The organism is Maribacter sp. C-4077, assembly GCF_055378385.1.
Map to the genome: position 1 here is coordinate 3,656,502 of NZ_AP038807.1, position 24,027 is coordinate 3,680,528.

At 35.2% G+C, this 24,027-nt stretch carries 17 protein-coding genes and 1 tRNA gene; 5 read left to right on the forward strand and 13 right to left on the reverse strand.

The features are described from left to right. Positions 1–18: 18 nt before the first annotated feature. A complete protein-coding gene (locus ACZ41C_RS15815; protein WP_275615762.1) occupies positions 19–174 on the reverse strand; it encodes a hypothetical protein in 156 nt (51 codons plus the stop codon). Between the two features lie 326 nt (positions 175–500). On the opposite strand from ACZ41C_RS15815, the gene ACZ41C_RS15820 reads away from it, so the two are divergent. Genes ACZ41C_RS15820 through ACZ41C_RS15835 form a run of 4 tightly spaced genes read left to right on the forward strand, consistent with a single transcriptional unit; the run spans position 501 to position 2,752 of the window. After that, complete coding sequence (locus ACZ41C_RS15820; RefSeq protein WP_275615761.1) at positions 501–1,184, forward strand: RNA polymerase subunit sigma; 684 nt, start codon at positions 501–503, stop codon at positions 1,182–1,184. After that, positions 1,171–1,515, forward strand: coding sequence for a hypothetical protein (locus tag ACZ41C_RS15825; RefSeq protein WP_275615760.1), 345 nt, complete (start codon positions 1,171–1,173; stop codon positions 1,513–1,515). Before ACZ41C_RS15820 ends, ACZ41C_RS15825 begins: the two co-directional genes overlap by 14 nt. After that, positions 1,502–2,290 (forward strand): ImmA/IrrE family metallo-endopeptidase, encoded by a 789-nt coding sequence (locus ACZ41C_RS15830; protein ID WP_464562815.1) that lies wholly within the window; start codon positions 1,502–1,504, stop codon positions 2,288–2,290. The genes ACZ41C_RS15825 and ACZ41C_RS15830 overlap by 14 nt, the downstream gene beginning before the upstream one ends. Positions 2,291–2,314: 24 nt before the next feature. Beyond that, positions 2,315–2,752 (forward strand): hypothetical protein, encoded by a 438-nt coding sequence (locus tag ACZ41C_RS15835; protein WP_464562817.1) that lies wholly within the window; start codon positions 2,315–2,317, stop codon positions 2,750–2,752. A gap of 209 nt (positions 2,753–2,961) precedes the next feature. Here the strand turns inward: ACZ41C_RS15835 and ACZ41C_RS15840 are convergent. From ACZ41C_RS15840 to ACZ41C_RS15890, 11 genes are all read right to left on the reverse strand, one after another. Then, positions 2,962–3,035 (reverse strand) — tRNA-Met (locus tag ACZ41C_RS15840). 467 nt (positions 3,036–3,502) lie between these two features. Continuing rightward, positions 3,503–6,871: a TM0106 family RecB-like putative nuclease gene (locus tag ACZ41C_RS15845; protein ID WP_464562819.1), complete on the reverse strand. Its 3,369-nt coding sequence runs from the start codon at positions 6,869–6,871 to the stop codon at positions 3,503–3,505. A gap of 299 nt (positions 6,872–7,170) precedes the next feature. Continuing rightward, positions 7,171–7,431 (reverse strand): hypothetical protein, encoded by a 261-nt coding sequence (locus ACZ41C_RS15850; RefSeq protein ID WP_464562821.1) that lies wholly within the window; start codon positions 7,429–7,431, stop codon positions 7,171–7,173. Positions 7,432–7,551: 120 nt separating this feature from the next. Next, on the reverse strand, positions 7,552–7,950 hold the full coding sequence (locus ACZ41C_RS15855; protein WP_464562823.1) for a hypothetical protein: 399 nt from the start codon (positions 7,948–7,950) through the stop codon (positions 7,552–7,554). A gap of 96 nt (positions 7,951–8,046) precedes the next feature. Beyond that, positions 8,047–8,793, reverse strand: coding sequence for a hypothetical protein (locus ACZ41C_RS15860; RefSeq protein ID WP_464562825.1), 747 nt, complete (start codon positions 8,791–8,793; stop codon positions 8,047–8,049). A gap of 18 nt (positions 8,794–8,811) precedes the next feature. Beyond that, positions 8,812–9,891 carry a type I restriction enzyme HsdR N-terminal domain-containing protein gene (locus ACZ41C_RS15865; protein WP_464562827.1) on the reverse strand — a complete coding sequence of 360 codons (1,080 nt, stop codon included), beginning with the start codon at positions 9,889–9,891 and terminating at the stop codon, positions 8,812–8,814. A 72-nt stretch (positions 9,892–9,963) separates the two neighbouring features. After that, a complete protein-coding gene (locus tag ACZ41C_RS15870) occupies positions 9,964–13,149 on the reverse strand; it encodes a DEAD/DEAH box helicase family protein (RefSeq protein ID WP_464562829.1) in 3,186 nt (1,061 codons plus the stop codon). Continuing rightward, positions 13,149–16,169 (reverse strand): site-specific DNA-methyltransferase, encoded by a 3,021-nt coding sequence (locus ACZ41C_RS15875; protein ID WP_464562831.1) that lies wholly within the window; start codon positions 16,167–16,169, stop codon positions 13,149–13,151. The genes ACZ41C_RS15870 and ACZ41C_RS15875 overlap by 1 nt, the downstream gene beginning before the upstream one ends. 47 nt (positions 16,170–16,216) lie before the next feature. Continuing rightward, the gene (gene darG / locus ACZ41C_RS15880; RefSeq protein WP_464562833.1) at positions 16,217–17,251 is read right to left on the reverse strand and encodes a type II toxin-antitoxin system antitoxin DNA ADP-ribosyl glycohydrolase DarG; all 1,035 of its coding nucleotides are present in this window, start codon (positions 17,249–17,251) and stop codon (positions 16,217–16,219) included. Next, the gene (gene darT, locus ACZ41C_RS15885; protein WP_464562835.1) at positions 17,248–17,889 is read right to left on the reverse strand and encodes a type II toxin-antitoxin system toxin DNA ADP-ribosyl transferase DarT; all 642 of its coding nucleotides are present in this window, start codon (positions 17,887–17,889) and stop codon (positions 17,248–17,250) included. The genes darG and darT overlap by 4 nt, the downstream gene beginning before the upstream one ends. A 1-nt stretch (position 17,890) precedes the next feature. After that, positions 17,891–20,755 carry an SNF2-related protein gene (locus ACZ41C_RS15890; RefSeq protein WP_464562837.1) on the reverse strand — a complete coding sequence of 955 codons (2,865 nt, stop codon included), beginning with the start codon at positions 20,753–20,755 and terminating at the stop codon, positions 17,891–17,893. Positions 20,756–21,502: 747 nt separating this feature from the next. On the opposite strand from ACZ41C_RS15890, the gene ACZ41C_RS15895 reads away from it, so the two are divergent. Then, positions 21,503–22,981 carry a phospholipase D-like domain-containing protein gene (locus ACZ41C_RS15895; protein ID WP_464562839.1) on the forward strand — a complete coding sequence of 493 codons (1,479 nt, stop codon included), beginning with the start codon at positions 21,503–21,505 and terminating at the stop codon, positions 22,979–22,981. A gap of 68 nt (positions 22,982–23,049) precedes the next feature. On the opposite strand, the gene ACZ41C_RS15900 is transcribed toward ACZ41C_RS15895, so the two are convergent. Further along, positions 23,050–23,352, reverse strand: coding sequence for a hypothetical protein (locus ACZ41C_RS15900; RefSeq protein WP_464562841.1), 303 nt, complete (start codon positions 23,350–23,352; stop codon positions 23,050–23,052). Positions 23,353–24,027 lie beyond the last annotated feature (675 nt).

Sequence of the window (24,027 nt, forward strand, 5' to 3'; positions counted from 1 at the left end):
GCCACCATAATCAAGTTTTTAATTAGATTGCTCTAACATTGAAGCAATGCCGCCAATAACAACAAGAGTTGCAAGGCCAAATACGATAACTTTTGCAATATCGCCTCTAACATTCATACAATTGTTTTTATGACATACACTAAGCTCTCCCTTGGAGAAATTAATACTATTCATAAAATGAATTTAAGATTAAACAATCTCCATTTAGAGCTGTGGAGTTCCGCTCGTTACTATCCCTTGCTGTCTTTCCTATTGCTTCTAATATGTTCCTTGACGGTTATCGTTTTGCCGCCTACTTTTCGTTTGTGCTCTGGTATTCTGTTGAACTTTTTACCTGATGAATCTTTTTCGCCATAATTTTAATTTTTAAGTTTGTAGGGATTTTCTTTATATTTGAATCTCCCCAGGAATTATTTACCAGCATTTTACTGTTTAAACCGTGGTTTTATGAGTGCCACTCACTTATATACCTTAATAGATATATCCGTTTTGGTATATAGATGAATACAGATACCAGTCAAGACATAGATTTTGAAAAAATGCCTAGCGTTGAACTGCTAGAGTACATTTCTTTTAAAGAAGAATTCCCCGCTGAAGCGCAGTTGGCCTTTGCGCAATTCTGCTATCGTTTTGAGAAGGATGTAAAAAGGAAATCTGAAATCTACTGCAACAAATATGGATATAACGAGGTCGTTGCTTTGGAAATAGCGAATTGCACATTCTCTAGGGTATGGAAGTACCCTACCTTCAAGAAAGAGAAAGCTAAGGCCAAAGACTTTGATAAGGCCATTCTGCTGTGGATGTATCCAATTTTGTATACCCAGATTATAAAATATGGAGAGCAAAATACTTGTGCGGAACCTACAGAGGAGGAAGATTTAAGTTTGGTCAATGATGCTGAAGAATTGGTTGAAAGATTAAATATAGATGGTGTTGAGGCCAAAAGGGAGATAGTGGCCAAAATGAAAACTATAGAGAGCGCCTTAACACAATTGACCGAGAAACACCGTATTATATATTTTACCTACCGAGCCTATCAAAAAGAAGGTAAAAAAGTCCCGAGAACCATTACCCGACTACTAAGAGAAAAACTCTCTTTGACCCAAAAGTCCGTGAACACTTATTACGGAGATGCGAACAGACACGTTACGAACTACTTAAATATTATTAATGGCAAAGCCTAAAAAAATAGGATTAATCGAAATCGGGCACTTGGATAGTTGGTTGAGCTCCACAGGTTTTCTGTTTCCGAGTAGCGAACGAGAACTTGACAGATTTAACAAGCTATATGAAGATTATAACTATAAGTTAGACAATACCTCCATTGACCCCATAGCTATAATCAACAGTACCTTCCATAGAGAACCCAAGGTTATCACTATGTTTGAGGAAGATATTGATGTTGAAATAGAAAGTTTACGAATGGTAGCCCGAAAGGGAAAGGAAAAACTACCACAGCATATCATTGATAAGATGCGTAAAAAACACGATCAGGACTCAAGTGATTCCAACTAAGCCAAGCATAAAAGAATTAGCTGAAACCATAGCATTGGAATATCAAGAAAAGGCAACGCCACTTGATAGCATAATTGATGATGAAGGTTTAGCTGTTTACTATGATTCCTATGGCAAAGATACTGTAGATGGAATGACATTTTATGAAAATGGAAAATTCTATATACATTTAAACACGGACTTAGGGAATAAACCAAACTCGGCAAAAGGTAGATTCACTTTGGCCCACGAGCTTGGACATTATTACATAGACTCCCATAGAATAGGACTGAAAAAAGGTCTGCTGGAACCGCATCCCTCACGTACCAACCGAAAACAATTCAATCAAATTGAAAGAGAAGCTGATTATTTTGCGTCTTGTTTGTTAATGCCGGAAGCTAGGTTCAAAAAAGATTGCTACCGTAAGGAATTCAGCATAGAGCTTATCGATTTTTTGAAAGACGAATATAATGTCAGTAGGACGGCCTGTGCTTTTAGGTTTGCGGGAATTGGCAATCATTCTATTATGATAATCTACGGCGAAAATGGGAAGGTGATTTGGAGGCATTGTAGTGAAGACTTTCCATACAAGTATTTGTTATATCAAAATAGAGTTGCACCGAAAACTGTAATGGGCGAGTACTTTGCAGAAAGTATTGAAAACCTATTCAAAAAAGAAGAAATCTGGGCTATCGACATATTCGACTACGTAAAAGATGATGATTCACACAGGAAGTTCTTTGAGCACTGCATCTCCTATAAGGGTAGAGCCCTCAGTATAGTTTGGGAGGAGTGATATGAAGTTGAAATAAAGGATTGTATGAGTAATAAGTCAATACAGAAAATTAGGGAGCAAAGAATTCAGATGAATTCTCAAATCGATAAAATTTATGACTCCGTTAAATCTTTAATGACTAGTAGAGAAGAGGCAATACAAATATTAGAAAGATTTGAGGATCTTGATTCAAAGAAAATAGATAAGTTACAAGAAGAACTTAAAACTCGAAGGCTAGTTCATTCATTGGATAGAAAAATCGAAGATGCAGAAAGGGCTTTGGCTAATGCGGTTTCAGAGAGATTTAGTTTAAATACAGATTTTCTAAGCGTTCAGCTGCTAGAGTTAAGCATTCGATTTCAAGAACAGACAATAGCAAGCAAAGAAGCTTCAAAACGGCAAAGAAATCTTGCAAGGGCGATTGTAATAATTGGGGTTTCTAGTTTACTAGTGACCATATCTCAATTATTTAAGTTGATTTAAAAGTTCAAAAGAGCGAAACTCTTTACAGAATGTGTCTTTCGTAAAGAGTAAAATAGCCACTCCTCAATGATTTGCATGAAGAATAACAATAATTCAGTCTTGAATTGACTCGTTAGTAATAGATAGGTAAAACACCCAAATGTTTTACCTATGTTTTACCTAACAAAAAAACCCAAGATTTTCATCTTGGGTTTTTTATCATCAAAAAGTAGCGAGAGGGGGACTTGAACCCCCGACCTCTGGGTTATGAATCCAACGCTCTAACCACCTGAGCTACCTCGCCATTAACTACAATATTTCAATTTTGTCCCCGGGTTATGAACTTTAACCCTTTATTTTCATTTTTTCAACCTATTGAAAAACAAGTAGTTATAAAATATAATTTTTGTTTTTTTAGTATTTATCGTATACGGTAGTGTATACGGTTATTCAATAGTAAATATAATTAAAATATCGTTTTCTCTTGAGTTATAAACGTTCTGAATATCATGTTTTATAACTTAACTTACTTATTTTCAATATACTATATTATATATTATTGAAATTTGTTCGTTATTTGTTCGAATTTAGACCACTTAATTAGCCAATAATATTTTCCTTTAAACTAAAATAGCTCCTTATTTCCTAATCTTGAAATCAAAATCTTATAGGACACGCTCAAATGTTTTTAAATATGTAATGTGAATTTGGTTACTAATCATTTAATGAAACTCTATATTGAAATAAATAATTAAATTCATAAGTATTGGATTATTTCTCCGCTAACTGGGAAAGTTCTTTAAACCTACAAAAAGCATTTGCCAACCTTATATGGTAGGGGCTTTTACATTCTGCTTCAAAAATAGAGGGGTTTGCTATCATAATGAAACGAGTACGAGCCCTTGAAACAGCTACATTTAAACGGTTCGGACTAAATAGGAAGTCCATTCCGCGTGGGGCTTCTTCTGAACTAGAAGTAGCTACAGAGTAAATAATTACAGGGGCCTCCTGGCCCTGAAATTTATCGACCGTACCAATCTCTAAGAAGGGCAAACGTTGTTTGATGGCATGTACTTGCGCATTATAAGGGGTTATGATTTTTATATCACTGGTTGTTAAAGTAGCTTTTTCATTTTTTTCATTAATAAAAGTTACATCACCGTTAGTAAGGTGCGCCACAATTTCTGAAACTTTATCCACTTCTTCAGGAGATGCGTTGGTATTTCCAGAATGCTCAACTTCTTCCAAATATAATCCTGCTCCAGCATACTTTGAGCCTATAATTTGCTGCTTATCGAGATGTTTTTTTGATTGCAATCTATTCTCATAAAAAAGTTCTGATACAAACGTATTGATGGACGAATGCATACGCCAGGTTTCATCTAAAAATACCCCTTGCTTATCAGAAATGGTTTTCTCACCTTGTAATATATGCTCTAAAGCAGAAACATCGGTACCGTCTGGATGAACACCTTTTTGTGGTTGTTTTAATTGTTGTGGGTCGCCTAAAAGAATGATGTTTGAGCAACAGTGTGAAACAGCAAGGGTATCAATCAAGGACAATTGGCCAGCTTCATCAACAAATAAATAGTCCACACTATCTTCATATGGTGGTTTGCTCCACATAAATGATGTTCCTGCAATAACATCCATTTTGCCTATTACGGATTGAATAACATTTTCGTCATTACTTACGTTCCAAGAGCTAGGATTATCTTCATCAGGCTCGGTCTTTTGCATCATTTGAATGTTAAACCCTTTCTCTTGAGCTACCTCCCTAACTTTGGTCAGCAAGTTTGTAATTACCTTATGGCTAAGTGCTGTAATCCCGATTTTCTTGCCTTGTTGCGCTAATTGTACAATAAGGTGACCCCCCGTAAAACTTTTGCCCGTTCCCGGAGGGCCTTGAACTGGCAGATAACTACAATTTAGTTTGGATGCAAATTCAAATGTTCTCTCTAAAATATTGTCATTGGTGGTAAGTTCCTCGATTAAACTTGGAGGAGTATTCAAGAGCAATTGTCTTGCTGCGCGGTACATCTCATCCTCACTGTCCATGCCATTGGCCACTACCCACTCCGCCAACCTGATAATAGCTTCTTCTTTAGTACTTGAATTAACGTTTTCCAAGCTCATAACGGAACTTGGATGGGGCAGTTCAATTTTAGTTGGCCCCTTTTTGATTCTTAGTATGCCCGAATCGACATCAATCTCATGAATGGCCCCCAACCTGTTGTTTTCTTGATCCTCTACAGAATTACCCGGACGCAAATCACATTCCTGAGATGGAAAGGTATACGTATCAACTATACTTCTTTTTTCTGGCTCTCGATGGCCAGTATATGTCAGATAGGAAATTGCTTTTCGCTCTTCTAGGAGTTCATCATCAGGAAGCTCCTTTAATCGGAAAAACTCCCACCAAAATGACTTTTGCTCTCTGCGATACCAATCTAGCATATGGGCCAGAATATAACGGGCCTGCTCAATTTCATTTCGTTCTACTTTTATTGGTGGGACTCCATCGAGCAAAGCATCCATGATTGGCTGTATGCGCTCCTGGTGTGCGGTAATGTTATCGCTAGCATCTCCAATTCCATCTTCAGGTCTTGTAATGTTTTCTCCTTCACTATTTAACTTTGTTCGAATATCTTCTAACCATAGCTGAAGGCGAACCAATGATTCGCAGTCATCTTGGTTGTACAGCTGTACGGCATCTTTAGTTTCCTTTGTTAATTTATCAATATTACCGGTTTGAAGTAACAACTCTAGTTGTGATTTTTGACTTGAGAGCTCTCGTAAATCCATCATGCGCTCATAGCCAAAGAAGACTTCCAAATCTTTAATCGAATATTTCTCCACACTAGCTCTTACAGACTGCCGAACAACACTATATAGATCAACAAATGTGTCTGATCTCAAGAAAGTATCAATCTCATTTTCCCGAGATGCATATTTGCCCATCAGCCGCTTTAAGGCTGTAACCTCATAAGGTGCATAATGGTATATATGGAGTGAGGGGTCTTTTTGTTTGAGCTTAAAAGCAAAGTCAATGAACTGCTCAAAAATCTCTTTCTCTTCCGCTTCATTTTTGGCCCATAGGGCATGATATTCACCCTTCTGTACATATCCAATCATGTATTCCAGGCCATCCGGGTCAACCATCCTGTCTCCTTCAAAATCAAGATAGATATCATTTTCAGAAGGTTCTGGCAGTTTATTTAGTCCTTTGCCTTCTTCAATTTCAAGGGTTTCGTAGATGGATTCATAGCCATTTTGTCTGCTTGTAGATTGAACACGTGCCTGTTCGCGCAGTTTATTGTAAGTCTCTTTAACTCCCTTAGTAGGTTCAAAAGGAAGAGGTATATCAAGAGTGGCAAGTTTCTCTAAGGTGTTAACATCATGTAATTTGAGTTCCTTCATTTGTGATTTACCCATGCCTGCTACAAAAGTTAGATGGTCATCTTTTCTTCTAACTGCATTGCAGTTCTTCCACCACTTGCAGATGTCACAATGGCTAACTGGATCGGGATAGGTCACTTCATCATTGGCAAGAGCATCTTCAAGCTTTTGTTTCGCCAAACGGATATATGCTGCATGTTCATCATAACGGTAGTATTCTTCACCCTCAGGTTTTATAACCCCCATATACTCTGGAGTTACACCTTGTATTTGGGCTACACGTTCTGAATAAAGACCAATCTGAAGTATTGTGCCAGCTTTGGTTTCATTCGCCAACTTAGTATCCCATACCTCATAAGACCATTGTCCTAATTTACTTGGCTTGTCTGTCCTAATTAGAAAATCAGCCCATCCGCTCCATTTACCATCCTCTTTCAACCTTGCCTGATAAATAACATCAACACCTGCTTTCATGGCATCTACTGTATGCTTCTCAGCATGGGGATCATCATTACTAATTTCTGATACAGTCTTTCCTTGATTCTTGATATCCTGTAAATGATTCTCTTCAAATTCAATGCCTTTCTCTTTAAGCATTACCACCACACGATTTGTATATACCTCTGGTTCTGCAATTTCTCCTCTTACCTGTTGTTTATTTAGTTGAGTGAGGTGTTTACAGCTACTGTGAGCAGATAAATCAGAAGGGCTATAAATGTGTTGATTGTTACTAAACTTCATATTTTACTGAAAAAGGCTATTTCGAATCAAATCCGGATAATGAGCAGCTTTATATCGACCTTATTTTACCATGTAGGCTTGTGAGAAAACAGATTAACTTTTGTTTTAATTTAAAATGTCAATTACAAATAATAGAATCTATAAAGTAGTATTTCAAATCCACATTGGATTAAACTATTAAAGTCTCCTTATTCCAGTTCCAAAGTGCTCTGGGCAGAGTAGACCTGCTGTTAATGCTTCAACTAGTGCCCTGGTCCTTGGGTTTTTAATTTCTATATACCTAAATTTTCCCTTACCTCTCAAACAAACATTTTTAGGTTGTAAGTATTCCCTGTAAAATACTCCTGTTTTGGTAATGTGGTCATCCAATATAATCGCTGATTCAAACCATTTTTTCCATAAGGAGTCATTCCAACATGTAGTACTTTTTTATTTTCACCATAAACTATGTAAACCCCATGTTTTGAACTAACAACTACTTTTCCCTTTGTCGGAAATACATGCAAAGGCGATTTTATAAGCTCATTGTAAAGCTGCAATATTCTATCACTTTCCTCCATTTTTTAAATTTTAGCCAACACCCCATCTAACCAATATACTATCATCCCATGTTGAAGCAAAACCAATGACTTCTTCATCATCGTTCAATATTTGTTCTAAATAGTCCCATCTATTCCGAGTTAAATCGGCAGCAGCTTTAGGAAGAAAAAATATAGCTCTGGAAAAACTATCCAGTACAAATTCTGAAACCCACTTAGATGGTACAATATAAACATCAGGACACTCTCACTATTCCATTTAAAGTCTACGAAACAGTACCAAAAATCAATTGAATTTCTTCCAATAACACCTTTATTCACATCCCATTCATAACCTTCCGAACCGTATCTGTTTTTTCGGTAAGCACCTTTACTTGTTTTTACTTGTAGTGACATACTTTTTAATCCCAATCCTGAACTTAAAATTATGTCTATGTTAGGCATATTTCCTAGCGTTAAACCAACATAATATTCTAACCTGGAAAGCTTATAGGCTACAAAATGTTCACCTGCCTCACCTATGAATTTGGATTTGGACATAATTATATTCTAAACATAGAAATCAAAATAGCACAAGTTTGGAAAAAACCCAAAAGGATAAAATCTCATTTTATTAAGTGGACTTATACAAAATTTTTAATTTAAAATTAATTTTAGTCTACTTTTTAAATCCTGAAAAATTTCTTGGTCCGCTAATGCAAAAAGGAGCATTTCAAGTTCAAAGGGTTTTGAGCTATCACCAAATATTTCTCGACCGGCTATTTTGACAAAATCACAGAATTCAAAATAAGCATTTTGTGAAGCTAAAAATAAATCATCCTCCTTTAAATATTCTTCAAGATGGACCAGATTCAATATAGTTTTCAAATCAAAATCATTAATTTTTTTATTTCTACCGTTTGGGATTGGGAAATATTTTTGGTTGATACCATTTGAATTTTCGCATGTTAGTATTAACCAGTTGAGAGCGTAAATCACTCTTGAGTCATAAATCACATAATTATCAGGCTCCAAGAACGAAGCGATTTTTGATAAAGAAGATATTGTGCCGAAACTTTCTAGTGATAATTTCCCATTTTTAATTTCTTCCTTGAACTTTTTAATTTTTTCTACATTACGTTTATTCGATTTAAAACCTCTAATACCTCCCCATTTATTAATTATCCAAAAATCAATCTGCTCTTGGTCAATATGGTTCCTATATTTATTATTTAAAATCTGCTTTAGCTTTACATTTAAATCATATCCGTTTTGGATGGGTTTTAACTCACAAATTTCCGATGAAGTGAAGAATGAATCATTAGTCCTAAAGGTCACACTAAACCTTTTTCTTAAGTCAATTTGCTTGCTAAAATTTTTGAGGGTTTCAATTGTTTGTTTCATTAGAATTCTTCTTAAAACCTATGCTTCTTCTACTTGAAACCCCAATCTTTTTGCTAATTCAATAACTTCAGTGATGTTATGCTTGCCCCATTGAGTAGAGACCATAAATTGCACTCCATCACTACTTTCTAATACTTCATCAGTTGCAGTAAAGTGTCTTTTGTCAGATTTATTGGCATATTTAGTTTTTACTAAATCCAGTTCATTTATAAAGCCTGTAGAACCTTGATATTCATCCTTGAATAAATTCTTTAATTGAGAAAAGCTAGTAGGGTTTTTTGCTAAGTATTGCCTAACCAATTCTAAAACAAATCTATTTTTTGCCAGCCGTTTACTTTTGCCATTTATGCGATACTTGGTAGTATCCCTTGTTTGACTACCTTCTACTGCATCCCTTTCATAATTGACCGGCTTTGTTGTCCCGGTATTGCTTGTACTAAAAATTTTTAATGAAATTTCCTTTAGTGCATTATCAATCAACTCGGCATCAAATTCATTTAAAAAATCTTGTTTGATTAATTCCTTTACAGTCTTCTGATAGTCGGGGGATAGTATTTTTGAAATAAGAATTTTTTGATCATTCCTTCTACTAATTCTTTTGAGTGAGTTTTGAGTGAAGATGAGCAAGCTTTCAAAACTGAAATTGTCCTTATAAAATAACTGAACAAACTTCTGTCCTTTATTATCATCTTTATTTATTTGAATTGTCTCTAGTAACACTGGATCATCGTGCTGTGATAAATCCCCATCATAGAAAATCTGGATAACTTCACCAATCAAAATTCCATATTGAAGTTTCAATTGCCGCATGTAGGAAAATAACTGTTTCTGAAAGCCGGAGGTTAGTGGAATACTTGGTTGCTTTATCTCTATAACAAACAGATTCTTTTTATCAGCTGAATTAATAACAAAATCCGGCATCAACCTATTAGAGGAACCTATAGGAAAAGAAGGCCTGATTTGAATATCTCCAGAATACTCCTTCCAATTTAAGACTCTTAGTGCTTGTATAACCTGGTTCTCGAAATCACTCTCACTGATATCGTTTTTGATATTTTCTGAAAGTAAGAAGCATATTTCCTGCCATTTTTCATTCATCTAATTATATTATCAAATTGTTTAAAAGCCCATTATCGTTTCTAAATTTATTCTAGAAAAATCTTCTAAGAATTAGTCCAACATCCTTGTAATGATTCTTGTTATGTACGTTTCCTTATCCTCATGCTGAAAATACACATTGTTTTCATGAAATTGTTCAATTGGCAATTCCTCCTTCCAATGCAAGCTGAAATAGGCAGTATTGCTAACAATAAATGAACTGAGATTGATATTTTCCGAAATTACCTGAGGTTCAATTTTTTCTTTTATTAGTTTATGAAACTGTATTTTAGGATCACTCAGTCCTTTTGAATTTCGAATACCTTTAGGGTCTACAAAAGCGATATGTTGCTTTTTTCCTTCAACTACCCATAATATAAAGTCTGGATAGAAATTATTCGTGTCAACAAAGAAGCCTATTCCTTTTCTACTTTGGTTGCGTAATAAGAACAACTGCTTACCATTAAAGTAATCTTTATGGGAATTGAAATTGGTAATCAAATCATTCGTAAACTCCCTTTCAGAGGCATCCAAGGCAATTGGAGAGACACTTACGATATTTTTATAGCTATCCGCATTTAAATAAAGAAGCGGTTTATAAAGATGCTTGTCATTGTCAAAAGCTACAAAGTTAGAACCTATTTCGAAAGGGTTGTCAACTGTTTCCGATGTTATTTGCTTCAGTAAGGCATCCAATCTTTGTTGAACTGTTTCAATACTATTTTCAGTATTCAACTTTACCTCATATTCTTGGACCAAATTTTCATCCTTTTCAGAAAGTATCCTGGTTTCCATATGTTCGCTATTGAACAAATTCTTATGATAGTTATAATACTGTTCAACATATTTTTTAAGTAGTGCAATAACTAGCTCTTCCCAAATTAAGGTCTGGGTAAAGGACTTCACTTCCAATTCCGCTTGGGGAATATATAGGTTGTACCAATCTCTATTGGAAATAATACTTTTTAAAGCTTCAACATCCACAGAAAGATTGTACCAATGTTTTTCCACTTTAAATCGTTCAATTGAAAAAAACACATTGTTCCAATTTATAAATGCCAAATGGGGTTCTAAGAGACTGCCAGTATGCTTGACCGCACCTAAGGAAGTTGTATTTCCTGTTGATAATACTTGGATTTTAGGGTACCAGTCCAAGTCTATCTTATGATTGTCATAGACGATTTTATCTAACCTCAAATCCAATTTGATTTTGTCCTTGAATTTTTCGCCTTCCTTTACTTGTAGTACTTTAAGATTATGACTTAAAAACTCTTTTTTAATGGTGGTTGGCAACTTAACCGTAATCCATTTACTATCATTGGCCGGCAAGCCCTCGGCTTCTAAATATTTTTTGAATTGCTGCATGTAATCCGCTCGTACTCCAAAAATGTTGAGCGTTTCCAAGGGCAATAACAATTTTCGTCTTTCCCTTAAGTTTTCAGGTCTTTGGTGTTCATCCAAACCACCTGAACGTTTTAGACTAAAATTATAGCCTTTTAAACGCACGCCACGCCCGAACAACTGAATAATCTGAGAGCCTTCGCTTCTACCGATATTCATCAAACCCATAGAACTGACACGCCAACTGGACCATCCTTCTGAAAATTTCTTGGAACCTATTAAAAGGTTGATATCAGAATCTTTATCATTTATGGTTTGAAAAAGGGAATTTGAAAAATCTTTATCAGCCCCCATTACTTTTTGGTCCATCGCCAATTTGTGTAATTTGGCCTCGTCGCCTACATTGATTACACCAAAATATGGGTTGTCCCCAACACGCAGTGCAAGTTCCCCATCAGCGCCTTTTAAATTATCCAAATATAAATTGGCACCTAAAAACTCACTATTGAAAACACGCTTAGTAATATCCAGATAAAGCGCTTCGGAAGTCATTTCCGAGGCGACAATGTAACTAAAACTATCATAGAAAATGGAGTTTCCCTTATCATCTATTAAACCCGCCTTGTCATTGATAATATCTGAAATATCGGAAATGGCTGAACTACGGTCTTTAATAAATTGAGTCAAGAACGTGATGATCTGCAAAACATCAGAGGTGTCTTCCCCTGCAACTTTACGTACTGCATTTACACTTCCCCCAACAAATATCCAAAGTGGTTTGGCCAATAGAAATCCCTTGGCCATATTTTGGTTATCCCCAAAAATCAACAACTGTTGATAGAAAGATAGTAAGTTGGCCGTTAGGTATTTTCGTATAAAGGTAGTGTTACTATCATCGTTTAGGTTCAGTATTTTATACTCTTTACCATATCCATCATTGTAGAAATATTTGTAGGAATAATCAAAAATAATGGACTTGGAATATTCCTGCTCCAAGGCTTTTTGGGTTTTACCATTTGCCGAACTAATGGCCTGCCCAAAGGTCGCAGAGTACTCAAAAGCAAAACCAGTTTCACTCAATTGATCACGGTACATTTTCCATTTGTCACCACTGGAGCCTCTGTGGCCCTCGTCAATCAATACAAGATTATTGGTTTCAAAAGCATCAACAGCCACGGTTTTGTCACCATTTTCCTCAGCCAATTTGGTAATTTCAACAACTTCTACTTCAGTGCCCGAGAACATGCCCCCTGTCTTGTCTTTCGAAAATTGTGCCGCCTCTATATTCGATAATTGGAATTCCTGTAAATGCTGGGCAGACAAGCCCTCATTTGGGGTAATGAGCAATACTTTATTATGTGCTACTTTATTGTATTTCTCGGCATAATGCAGGTATTGTTTTATATGAACGTGCATTAACAATGTCTTGCCACTTCCCGTTGCATTCCAAAGTGCGATTTTATTTAGGTCGTTTTTTCTAAAGGGCTCTACCGTAAATTCATCTGGATTCAATCTTTGGTAATCTTCATCGAAGGGATCATTGAAACGAGTAACAAATAGGTTAAGCTCCGATAACAAACCAGTTGGGTTGCTAAAATATTTTTCCAAGTAGATTTCTGTAAATACTAGGGATAAATATTGAAAGTACTTCCACTGAATATCTTCCGGTCTTTTATGGGAAATAGCTTTGGTGTGGCGCACGATATTCTCGTCATACTCCTGCAGCATTTCCTTGGTCAGCTGGTCGTTGTCAAACAATCTATTGATCAGTGCCGCCAAGTATTTGGTATTCCCTTCTTCTGTATACCCTTCTAAATGCGAACTTTTTAAGTCTTGTGCCAATGACTCAAAGCCCAATACCTGAAATTGGGACAATAGATATTTACTGAGTACTATTTTATTATGAAATGTGGCCATTAAACGTCCTTTACATCAAACATTGCCGTAAGGAACACTTCCTCTAAAAGTAACACCTTCCAAGTTTCCTCATCTTGGCGCAGGTTGGCTAAATTGTTATCACCATTTACGTAAATGGTATCGAACTCCCCATCACGAAGGTTATAATCCATTTTCTTAACAAATGCGTTCAAATCGTCGTTGTTACTTTCCTCTAGATTACGCCAAATGACCAAAACCTTATCACCGTCATTGGTTACTCCCTCAACGGTCTTGAATGCGCCCGTGCGCTGTATTCGTTTAACGTGGAGCCCTATCAAATAATTAAAGGTTTCCACCAAATCTACAGTGTTGGGAATTAACTCATTATTTTCGGTAATGTTTAGCTTATAATCAAAAGGATTCTTAAATGCATCAAGGGTCAACAATTGGTCCCGTGCTTCTACATCGAGCATGTACTGCAGCAAATACTCTTCCTGCAAATCCTCTTGGGTATCCAATAATTTTTGCTGCGCTTGATTAGGCTTTAAATGCAAGTTGTTCAGGGTATCTTCATAGCTTTCTAGGCTAAAGTATTTGAACATTTGGCTAATACCTTGCTTATCTTGTGGCTTTCCATTTTTCCAATTATCCGTATAAATAACCTTTTGAATTCTTGGTTTAGTTACTGAGCTAAAATACTCCCCCATTTCAACCAGCATATATTTACGATTGCCTTGGTCTTCCCTATTCAGTTTAATAGTGGCGTGCCCTGTGGTTCCTGAGCCTGCAAAGTAATCTAAAATGCTCCCTCCCTCATTTGGAAGACTAATCCGAATTGAGTCTGATACTGCATAAACAGATTTGGGAAAATCGAAAGCAGTACTTTTACCGAACAAATTCCTTATATCTCTAGTACCTCTATCCCTTGCAGAAAATTTTGAATCATCCCACCAAGTTCTGGGGAGTGAACCTTCCATATTAAGAAATTTTTTTCTGTAAACTTTTAATCCATCCGAGTTTTCTTTTACTAAAAAATTAGAAGTATTTTCCCGAGTTCTCTCCTCGCCAAACTTCCAAACCTTTTCGAATCCATTTTCGTCAATAGGATAGATTTCAATTTCATTCTCAAGTGGTTGCTCTAGAATGTCCCACATCTTTTTGTCTTCAACAAAATCCATTTCTGGAAGTCTAAGACTTTGGTTTTCTTTATTATAGTAAAAGGGAAAATACTGTTTAGGTCTATTAGCTCTATCCGAATCCGTACCATTTTTCCTGAAGTTTTCCCATTCAAAATAATTTCCGTCTGCATCCTTTTCTTCGTATCTATTTGTTTGCTTTTTAGAATGAGGCAGTCTACCAAGTGTAACTAAATCAGAATCCTTAGAATAAAAAAGGCCATACTCGTGATTAATGGCAAATCCTTTTACTGTTGCTCTTCCAGAAGGATTATTTCTTATTACAACAGTAGCTTGATGATTGTCTTCACCATAAATCTCATGGAGAAGATTATTTAAATGTCGAAACTCCAAATCATCAATTGTAGCACAAGTAATAGATTTTTCATTTAGGATTGAATATGACAATTTTAATCTATTTGCCATTAAACCCAACCAAGAGGAACTTTTATAACCGTTCTTATAAATAATTTCTGAAGCATTGGTATTGTATGGTGGATCAATGTAAAGCGAATCAATTTTATTCTTGTTGGTATTTTGAAGAAGTGATAAAGCCTGAAAATTATCTGAATTAATCAATAATCCATTGGTTTGCCCATCCAAATCATCGAACTCCGCCAAAATTCTATCCTTGAATTCTTGAGAGAAAAATTTGGTGTCCAAAACCAAATAGGTCTCATTTTTTAAGGCATCCAGTTTTGTAATGGACACATCGAACAATTTTTTCCATTCCTTCAATTGTTCCTTATTCTCGAAAATCTCTGCATGGTAGGTTTCAGGTATTCTATCAAGCGTTATACAATAATCACATTTAATAACGAACTTTTTTTTAAGCCAGAGTTTCTTCTGAAAATTCTCCAACTGCGCCAGGAACGTAATAATCTTGTTGGCGACCTGCTTTAGAGCCCTAATTTTAGCTAATTGTGTAGTTAATCCCTGTTCATTTTCTGTATTTATATCGTCAATGAACAGTACTTCGTTCTTAATATAAAAATCAAGTTCCCTAGTCAAAAAACCACCTAAATCCTTGTGTATGAAATAGTCGAACGTATTGCGCGCACTAAAGTCGTTCAAATGCTTCTCCAACAAAGTCCGGTTTTTGTTCTTTTCCGTTGGGGCAAGGGTAAAGATTTTAGAAAAATCGGTCGGCACCTTAGAAGTTAGCTGCTCAATGGCATGCTCCAATAATTTATCTTGCTTTATCGTCTTTTTGTGTGGCTCGTAGGTGAAATTTATATGGAGGGTATTGCCGTCTATGGTTATAGGCTCGTATTGGAACAAGGCAAAACGGCGCTCCATATCCTTTTGTGTCTTATTGTTATTTTGTTCCGTACTGGCTTCTTTTAGCGTAAAGCGTACCGTTTTATTACCTTCAATCTTAAATGCATAATTCTTTAAATTTTCACTAGTCTTAATGTAATACTGGTCGTGGTTTGCCCAGTGTAGCTTTACTTCTTCACCTTCATAGGGTATGGCATAGACGTCTTTTTTATACCGGCGTAACGAAATAAAATCACCGCCTTGATAATAACGTTTAAAGAAACTTGCCAAGTGGGAGAATACTTCTTGCTCCAATTGGTCCACACTTCCGGCACTTTCATAAGCTGCCTTAGCCGCTAAGACCTTGCTATTGGTTTTTGGGTCTACGCCAAACTCCTTTGCCGTCTTAATGGCATCTTCCAATTGCTTCTTCAATGTAGCACTATCGCCCTTTTGTTGGCTTTCGAGAATACTGCGAACTTCTTTGGGCAATTTATTCTTTAGAAAATCGACTACATCGTCCCGTTTTTGGTTCATGATGCGATAGATACCAAAGTCTAGTTCTGCTTTATCCAGTTGAAATAATTCGGTAAGTACTTTTTCAAGTTTTTCGTAGTTGGTCATAAATATGCTGTGGTGTTCAAGGGTAAGAATCGAAAACTAATCTTGAATTAGGCCTTGAATAAATTTTTATTTTTTTCTAAATGATTATAGGCCACTTTTACATGATGCAATTTAATAAGGTCTGCCTTGCGTTTGGTCCATTGGGAAATTTCAGTATGTACTTCTTCGTACGAGAGTTCAGGTCTTTCATTTTTAATCCAATCTACCGTAGCTAATAATTCTAGACTAAAAGCAGTTTCAAAACCATAGATAAATTCTTTCAGTGTCTTTAAACGATTTTTTTGTTCTGAATCAAGGACTGCCAAATTCCGTTCGATTTCTATCTTTTTATCCGGCACCAAGGTAATAGTAGTTGAAGGTTTATTGAATTGTGCCTGATACAAAAGATACGAACCGTTCATCGCTTGTAACACCTTTTCTAAATTACGAGCGTATGGCCCATACCATCCTTTTGAAAAATCCAAACGAAGCGGTTCTCCTAAACGCTGAAGAAAATAGGCAAGTTTCTGAGCCACCAACAAGTTTAGGCTATCTTCAATACGGTTATAATAGCTAAAACTATCCAATAACATGGCCCTAATAGGTGTAAGATTTTTTTTGGCCTTCTTAATGTTATCCCGAGCTTCGAACCTAACCTGAGGCTCGTATACAATAAATTTTACATCAGGCAAAACTGAGAGTTTGTCATTCAATATGAGCTTTACCTTGTCCCATTCTAATTTACCGTTACCAGCACCCAGTGGGGGCATGGCGACCGACTTAATATTATATTCTTTGATGGTATCAATAAGCGCATCCAAGCCCTTGTCTACATACTCATATTTTGATGGATTACGCCAATGTTCTTTGGTAGGAAAATTAATTATATACTTAAAAAATAGGGTGTTGTTTTTGGTAATCAATACTTCCCCAGTTTTCACCAATCCTTTCTCACAAGCCTCTTTATAAGTGACATAATTCTCTGGAAATCGTTGTTTGAATTGTAGAGCGATTCCCTTTCCCATCACCCCAACGGTGTTAACCGTATTTACGATTGCCTCTGCTTGTGCATCAAATAAATCCCCTGTGGTATACGTAATCATTGGTAATAGAAATTAGGTTTTGTCTTTACTTCAATTTTTCTTTGGTACTGTTCAACAAGCTGAGTTACCCTTTCATTGCAAGTATCATTAAATGTAGCAATACCTTTTATCAAATCAATGGAAAGTGGTTGTTTTATCCAAAATTCAGCTTGTTTTCTACGTTTTCTATCCGGGTCTTCTTCTGTATTCTCCCAACGGATTCTTTTGATATCTTCGGTATCCAAAAACTTTAAGGAATCAATATCCTCGAACCAATTAGACATACTTGCATATCCATGGCCATCTGTAAAAATATATTCAATTCCATCGATAATTTCGTCTAACTTAAAAACGATATAGATAATATCCTCCGGAGGCCTTTTCGTTACATTGTAGCCCTTTTGGATTCGATATAACATCACTGATTGAATATAAAAATAAAAGGGTAAAAAATCCCTTGAAGGAAAATATTCATTCCCTAGATCACTGGTAATTATTGCTTGATCTTCCCTTTTGCCTATTAAATCACTTTCTCCAATGCCAATATAGGATGAATCCCTATTTGGATGGAATTTATTTGTAATGAAACCGCTTCTGAGTATATATTCAAGATTATCAATATGAATTATTCGATATATGTAAGTATCAGCAAGTATCATTTTAAATAATTTCCCATTCGATGGTGAAAATTTCTTCTTCGGTAGTCGTTCTATTTAATTTAACCTCTGCCTCTTCTATCATTTCGTCACGCTCTGCCAAGATTTGGTCTTCAACATCAAATATTTCACGCCGCAATCTGGATTTCTTTCTGTCCAAAGCTCCTATTTTCTTTTGAATTTCCAGCAAGTTATCGGCATTAATTCCTTCTTGACGCGTAGTACGTTCAAGTTCCTGGATTTTCTTCTTAACATCCTTTAATTCCTGCTCGCTACCAAATATTCTGTCGTTGGCCCATTTTTCAAATTTCTGTATTTCGTTTTTCAACAGATTGGTATCTGTTTGCTTTACAAAGTCCAAATGTTTTTGTTTTTGCACAGCATAATATTTCTCAATTTTTGGCTGATTTACATTTTCAATATAACTATCTAGAGTACTGGGTAAGGTCAATAAAAACTGGCAAATTTCATCTTTCAAAACTTCATTTTTATTGGTTGCACCTGCAAAAACGATTAAATCCAGGTCTTCTACTTTACTATGCATGGATAGATTAACGACCTTAAGAACTCCACTTTTTGACTTTAATTGATTAAGTTCAGCATAGTTAAGGTTACTGGCAGAATAGTTAAATGAAATCTTAGCCAAAGGGGTATCCAGTTTTTTACCTTTTTCAATTAAATTTTGTGCCAATCGATGCCCCAAGCGATAATGGATGGCATCATCTCTTTTTTTATCCAATGAATAAGTGCCTTCTTCAATATTTTTCGATGTAGATTTTAAAAGAAATGAAAGTGATTGGTCATCAAAAATTGCATGTTCCCGTAACAGATATTTAGTGATTTTCCATAACCACTGCTCATATTTTGTTATGTATAGCTTAATGGCATTTTCAGTTGTTTTAAGCTTTTGAACCACTTGGGCATCAAAATTTTGAAATAATTGTTCTTGAGTTTTTTTTACCTTAGAATCAATTTGATCCTTAAATTCTTCTTGTAGTTGATCAAATGCCTTGGTTATCTCTTCTTTTGTTCGACATTGCTTATATATATCGGTCAATCGTTTTTCAAAATCAACCCCACTAGTTATACTCCCCAATACTTCATCAGAAGCTCCAAATACGCCACTGAATAAATGAAATTTTTGTTCTAATAATTGAAATACTCGCTGGTCCGTTTCATTTGCTGCATTTAAAAAATTAATCACAACAACATCATAATCTTGGCCATAACGATGGCACCGGCCTATTCGTTGCTCAATGCGCTGTGGATTCCAAGGCAAGTCATAATTCACTACCATTGAGCAAAACTGCAGGTTTATACCTTCTGCAGCGGCTTCGGTAGCAATCATAATTTGATGATTTTCATCCTTAAACGTGTCAACAATGGCCGCTCTAATATCCACTGTTCGAGATCCTGTTATTTTACCTTTATTTCTTTTATCATTTATCCAATTGCGGTAAAGTTCCTTTGACTTTTCATCATTATTACTTCCATTGAAAAGAACAATCTTATTTTTAAATTCAGTTTGTTCTAGAATTTCAAAAAGATAATGCTGTGTTCTTACGGATTCTGTAAAAATTATAGCTTTAGGTTTAGCCCCTAATTCAGATAGCTTTACAAAACCCTTGTCTAGTGCTACCTTAAGTTTCTCTCCTTTAACGTTATGCTGAATAGAATTTGCTAGTTTAAGAAAGTCTTCCAAATCAGCTATTTCATTCTGAATGTTTATAATATCTTCTCTGGAAAGTTCGGTATCGTCTATGTCATCTGAATCCTCTTCCCATTCTTCAATATCCTCATCAAAAAGCTCATAATCTTCATCGATTTCGTCAATAAATTCATCAATCTCAATTTCTTTGCCTCTAATTAGTTTTTTTAGTCTTTTAATTAAACTTTCTAAGGTTCCCGAAATCGCATATGAAGAAGAAGCTAACAATTTTCTTAAGACCGAGGTCATTAAGTGCTTTTGTGCGGGAGGAAGTGCAAAATTGGTTTCTCGCTGAAGATACTCAGTCACCTTCTCATACAATTCTTGTTCTTTTGGAGATGGAATAAAGGTTTCTGTTATAGGAATGCGCTGTTTGTAATTTATGTACTCGGTCACTTGCCGCCTGAGTGTACGGTGGCAAACTTGACTTACCCTTTCCTTTAAATCGTCAAAATCTATCCCCCCTTCCGTTCTTAGAAATTGTCTTTTAAATGACTTTAAATCACCAAAAATGGAATCATCTATAAAGCTGACTAAACCATATAATTCCTCAATTTTATTTTGAAGTGGAGTAGCGGTAAGTAAGACCTTTTTATAAGGCAAAATTGCCTCACGAATTTCATTGGCAATTTTATTACTTCCACGATAAACATTCCGTAAATAGTGTGCTTCGTCGATTACGATTAAGTCCCATGATACTAATTGTAAATAATCTGCTTTATTCCGGGCGAAGTGATACGAGCATATTTGAATATTTTCTTTACTTTCAAATGGATTTTTAATGCCATCCTTAATCTTTTTGTTGAAGTTCCTAGTCTCCATGACTTCAGACGGCAAATAAAACTTATCCGCTAGTTCCTGCATCCATTGTTTCCTTAAACTTGAAGGACTTATGATAAGAATTCGCCTGGAGCCCTCTGCCCATTTTTGGGACAATACGATTCCAGCTTCAATGGTTTTTCCAAGCCCCACTTCATCGGCCAAAATTGCTCCATTACTAAGAGGGGATTTAAAAGCAAACAGCGCAGCTTCCACCTGGTGTGGATTTAAATCCACTTTGGCATCCATAAGGGTAGCTCCAAATTTCTCAGAACTATCAGATTTGCACTTTTTACTTAACTCGTATGCAAAATATTTAGCTTGGTGATTGGTTAGATTCATTTATAGCTAATCTCTAAAACTTCTACTTGTTATATAATTGACTAAACGATTGGGGAACCATCTGCAAATTATGGCTTTTTTACTAATTTTTTCGTTTCTGTGTAGATACCCCAAAAAATTACCACTTCCGCGGAAGTTGGCCATTCTGGACTTCATCAAATGATAATATCCTGCTACTAAAAAAATATAAATCAGTATCTTTTGTTTCTTAATTATAAAAAGTGGCAAAATCACAATACCCAAGATGGTTCAGAATTTTAAAATACAATATGAATTGTATGTGGTATCATGTTTTGTTCCCATTGGGTCAAGAAGAGGACATGCTTATGACAGAATTGAAAAAGATGACAAATAACAATAAGTCAAAATATAAGGAATAATCCCCTGTGGAAGTTGGCCAGCTGCACCCTCCAAAAGGCGGGTGTAATGACCAACCCCCTCGGGTGCGCGGCAAGAGCTTTCTATGGCACACGCCCCCTTTGCGGTTTCAAAGCTCCAACGGCACCATCAAATACCCTTTAAAACAGCAGGGCGCATACCAAAGAAGCACTTGCCTTTGGCCATTCTGGACTTCATCAAATGATAATATCCTGCTACTAAAAAAATTATAAATCATTATCTTTTGAGTCTTAATTACTAGAAGTGGTAAACTCCATTTATCGTATTTGGATCATATAGTAATGGTATCTTTTATAGGTTTTAGAATTCACTCCAAATCATAGTCATCGTTTTATTATATTTATTGTAATGGAATTAGAGATATTATTTGATGGTATAAAAGAGCGAGTTCTTACTTCTTTAAATAGTGCTTCAATACATATATGGGTTGCAGTAGCTTGGATAACTGACAAAGATTATTTAGACATGCTAAAGAATAAGAAGGACAGTGGTGTAGATGTCCGATTAGTTCTTATGAATGATGAATTTAATCGTTCCAATCAAAGCTCAATTGATTTCCTAACTAAAGATGAAAGTCTTTTTTACTCAAATAGTCATCACAAATATTGTATTGTAGATGATGAATTATTAATTACCGGATCTTTCAACTGGACCAAGAGTGCAAACAGAAGAGTATTAGGAGAAAACATCATAATTACAGTTAATAAAGAATCCATAGCAAGAACTAAGGAGAACTTCAGGTATCTAACATCAAGAGAAATTTATGACCCGCCTGGATTTGTTGATCATTGCATTGAAAAGGCAAAAGAACTAGGCTACAATGAAAGTGTAAATGAAGAAATTATAAATTGGTGGGTTTCATTAAATTCTATATGGAAATTAGATTTATTGAGAGAAGTAGTTGAGGATTTTAAGGATGATGAAAAATTTGAAAGGGCTATGGCTTTGGGGTTTAACTACTTATATATTGACGAAAAGGATATTAAAAAGATTGAAACTTATGCATTAAATGAATTTTTGATTCTGATCTTGAACATTGTTCATTTCAAGAACGAAATTATAGTTGACAACGGTAGTAAAAATAGCGATATATCTCCATTAACTTTCTTGAAAAAACTAAAATCAATAGAAAAGTTATCATTGGACAACTTTATGCAATTGGTAACTTTGAAAGCTTCCAATAAAAACCTTGCGATAAAAAACCTTACAATATTTGAAGACTTGGACCCTAAGGTTATTACTGCCGATATTTTTTATCAATCTAAATCTCTCAACCTACGACTTTTATATTTTGAAGAAACTTTTATAAAAATTTTACCACATAATTTAGTTGAATTTGAACTTCACCTTAATAGCAAGATAAAAGATGCGCATTTGAGCCTGTCAATTTTGAATTATTTAAACGATTTAAAGAGTTTAGTTTTATCAGGTTTTATAATAAACTTTGAATTAAATAAGATTGAAAAGACTTTTGTAAATCAACTCGAAATTGTAAGACTGTCTTATTGTGAAATAGATGTTTATTTAAGTAAGAATATTTTTGAATTTTATCCTAACTTATACATTGAACAAAGTTGTCTTTTTTTACCTTTTTTTGCTGATTATCAAATGGAATTTAATGATAAAACATACCGATACATCAATAATTCTAATAAACAAATTATTGGAGACTCAGATTTCAAATATTTTGATGAGAATGGTAAACGGTATAAACTAGATTTGACAAACGAACAATTTATTGATATGAATGGCAATACTAAGAGTTCAATGATGCGTAATTTAAATGGAGACTTTGTATTTCCGGATGGAGACATTCATCCTTTTTAATGTTCTTTTTTAAAAAGTGTTTCCGCGACATCATAAATTAAATAATACGTAAACAGTTTGTAAATTATCTAACTTGTTCTCCACGATCCATTTGTAGCCTTACCCTTTAAACAATTTAAAAAAGATGAAAAGGTTACATTAGAATGTTGCCCTTTTGAATTGATTCTTCGATAAAACCCTGGTTCATCATCTACTTTCTCATATATAATATAAGGTTTTCCAAATTTGTTTTTATAAATAACTTCATTATAAAAAAGAAGACCGTTAGTAGAAAATCCCCTTGTAATCTCAAAATACCTTGTCTCCTCCTTTTCAAAATAAGTTGATGGCACAAAAGGTCCATCATAGGAAAATTCTACCTGTTTGTTCATGCTAGGCTTATTCAAAAGATTATTCATTAAAATAGTTTTTTAATTTATTGAAATAAGATCATAAGAAAATTATTTCTACAACAGTGGAATTGTAAGCATTCCTTATTTATTCCTCTGCTCTTTATTCTTGGTAATAAGCTTATTATTCAATTATCTTGTGCAAAATACCCGTTCTTGACTTTCCATTCTATTAAGCCTTTCCCAAAGATTTGGGAAGTTTCACTTCATTCACGAGCAAAAAGCGTCAATTAAGTCCGCATGAACTCAAATTGATGTTTGGCGTTTTGTTTCCAATAGGTCAAGAAGAGGACTTGCTTATAACCGATTTTTAAAAAAAGTTGACAAAAAATCAAATGTCAAAAATCAACAATATATCCCTGCAGAAGTTGGCCAGTTGCATCCTCCTTAAGTCGGGTGCAATGACCAACCCCCTCGGGTACGTGGCAAGAGCTTTCTATGGCACACGCCCCCTTTGCGGTTTCAAAGCTCCAACGGCACCATCAAATACCCTTTAAAACAGCAGGGCGCATACCAAAGAAGCACTTGCCTTTGGCCATTCTGGACTTCATCAAATGATAATATCCTGCTACTAAAAAATTATAAATCATTATCTTTTGAGTCTTAATTACTAAAAGTGGTGAAATCACAATACGCTGGATGGGCGGTTATTTTGAT

What these genes read in the sequence shown, in the direction of transcription:
- ACZ41C_RS15865 (WP_464562827.1), bottom strand. Translation starts at nt 9,891, where the DNA reads ATGAATGAAAAATGGCAGGAAATATGCTTCTTACTTTCAGAAAATATC.
- ACZ41C_RS15860 (WP_464562825.1), bottom strand. Translation starts at nt 8,793, where the DNA reads ATGAAACAAACAATTGAAACCCTCAAAAATTTTAGCAAGCAAATTGAC.
- ACZ41C_RS15815 (WP_275615762.1), bottom strand. Translation starts at nt 174, where the DNA reads ATGAATAGTATTAATTTCTCCAAGGGAGAGCTTAGTGTATGTCATAAA.
- ACZ41C_RS15850 (WP_464562821.1), bottom strand. Translation starts at nt 7,431, where the DNA reads ATGGAGGAAAGTGATAGAATATTGCAGCTTTACAATGAGCTTATAAAA.
- ACZ41C_RS15855 (WP_464562823.1), bottom strand. Translation starts at nt 7,950, where the DNA reads ATGTCCAAATCCAAATTCATAGGTGAGGCAGGTGAACATTTTGTAGCC.
- ACZ41C_RS15870 (WP_464562829.1), bottom strand. Translation starts at nt 13,149, where the DNA reads ATGGCCACATTTCATAATAAAATAGTACTCAGTAAATATCTATTGTCC.
- darG (WP_464562833.1), bottom strand. Translation starts at nt 17,251, where the DNA reads ATGATTACGTATACCACAGGGGATTTATTTGATGCACAAGCAGAGGCA.
- ACZ41C_RS15895 (WP_464562839.1), top strand. Translation starts at nt 21,503, where the DNA reads ATGGAATTAGAGATATTATTTGATGGTATAAAAGAGCGAGTTCTTACT.
- ACZ41C_RS15845 (WP_464562819.1), bottom strand. Translation starts at nt 6,871, where the DNA reads ATGAAGTTTAGTAACAATCAACACATTTATAGCCCTTCTGATTTATCT.
- ACZ41C_RS15900 (WP_464562841.1), bottom strand. Translation starts at nt 23,352, where the DNA reads ATGAACAAACAGGTAGAATTTTCCTATGATGGACCTTTTGTGCCATCA.
- ACZ41C_RS15820 (WP_275615761.1), top strand. Translation starts at nt 501, where the DNA reads ATGAATACAGATACCAGTCAAGACATAGATTTTGAAAAAATGCCTAGC.
- ACZ41C_RS15825 (WP_275615760.1), top strand. Translation starts at nt 1,171, where the DNA reads ATGGCAAAGCCTAAAAAAATAGGATTAATCGAAATCGGGCACTTGGAT.
- ACZ41C_RS15835 (WP_464562817.1), top strand. Translation starts at nt 2,315, where the DNA reads ATGAGTAATAAGTCAATACAGAAAATTAGGGAGCAAAGAATTCAGATG.
- ACZ41C_RS15890 (WP_464562837.1), bottom strand. Translation starts at nt 20,755, where the DNA reads ATGAATCTAACCAATCACCAAGCTAAATATTTTGCATACGAGTTAAGT.
- ACZ41C_RS15875 (WP_464562831.1), bottom strand. Translation starts at nt 16,169, where the DNA reads ATGACCAACTACGAAAAACTTGAAAAAGTACTTACCGAATTATTTCAA.
- darT (WP_464562835.1), bottom strand. Translation starts at nt 17,889, where the DNA reads ATGATACTTGCTGATACTTACATATATCGAATAATTCATATTGATAAT.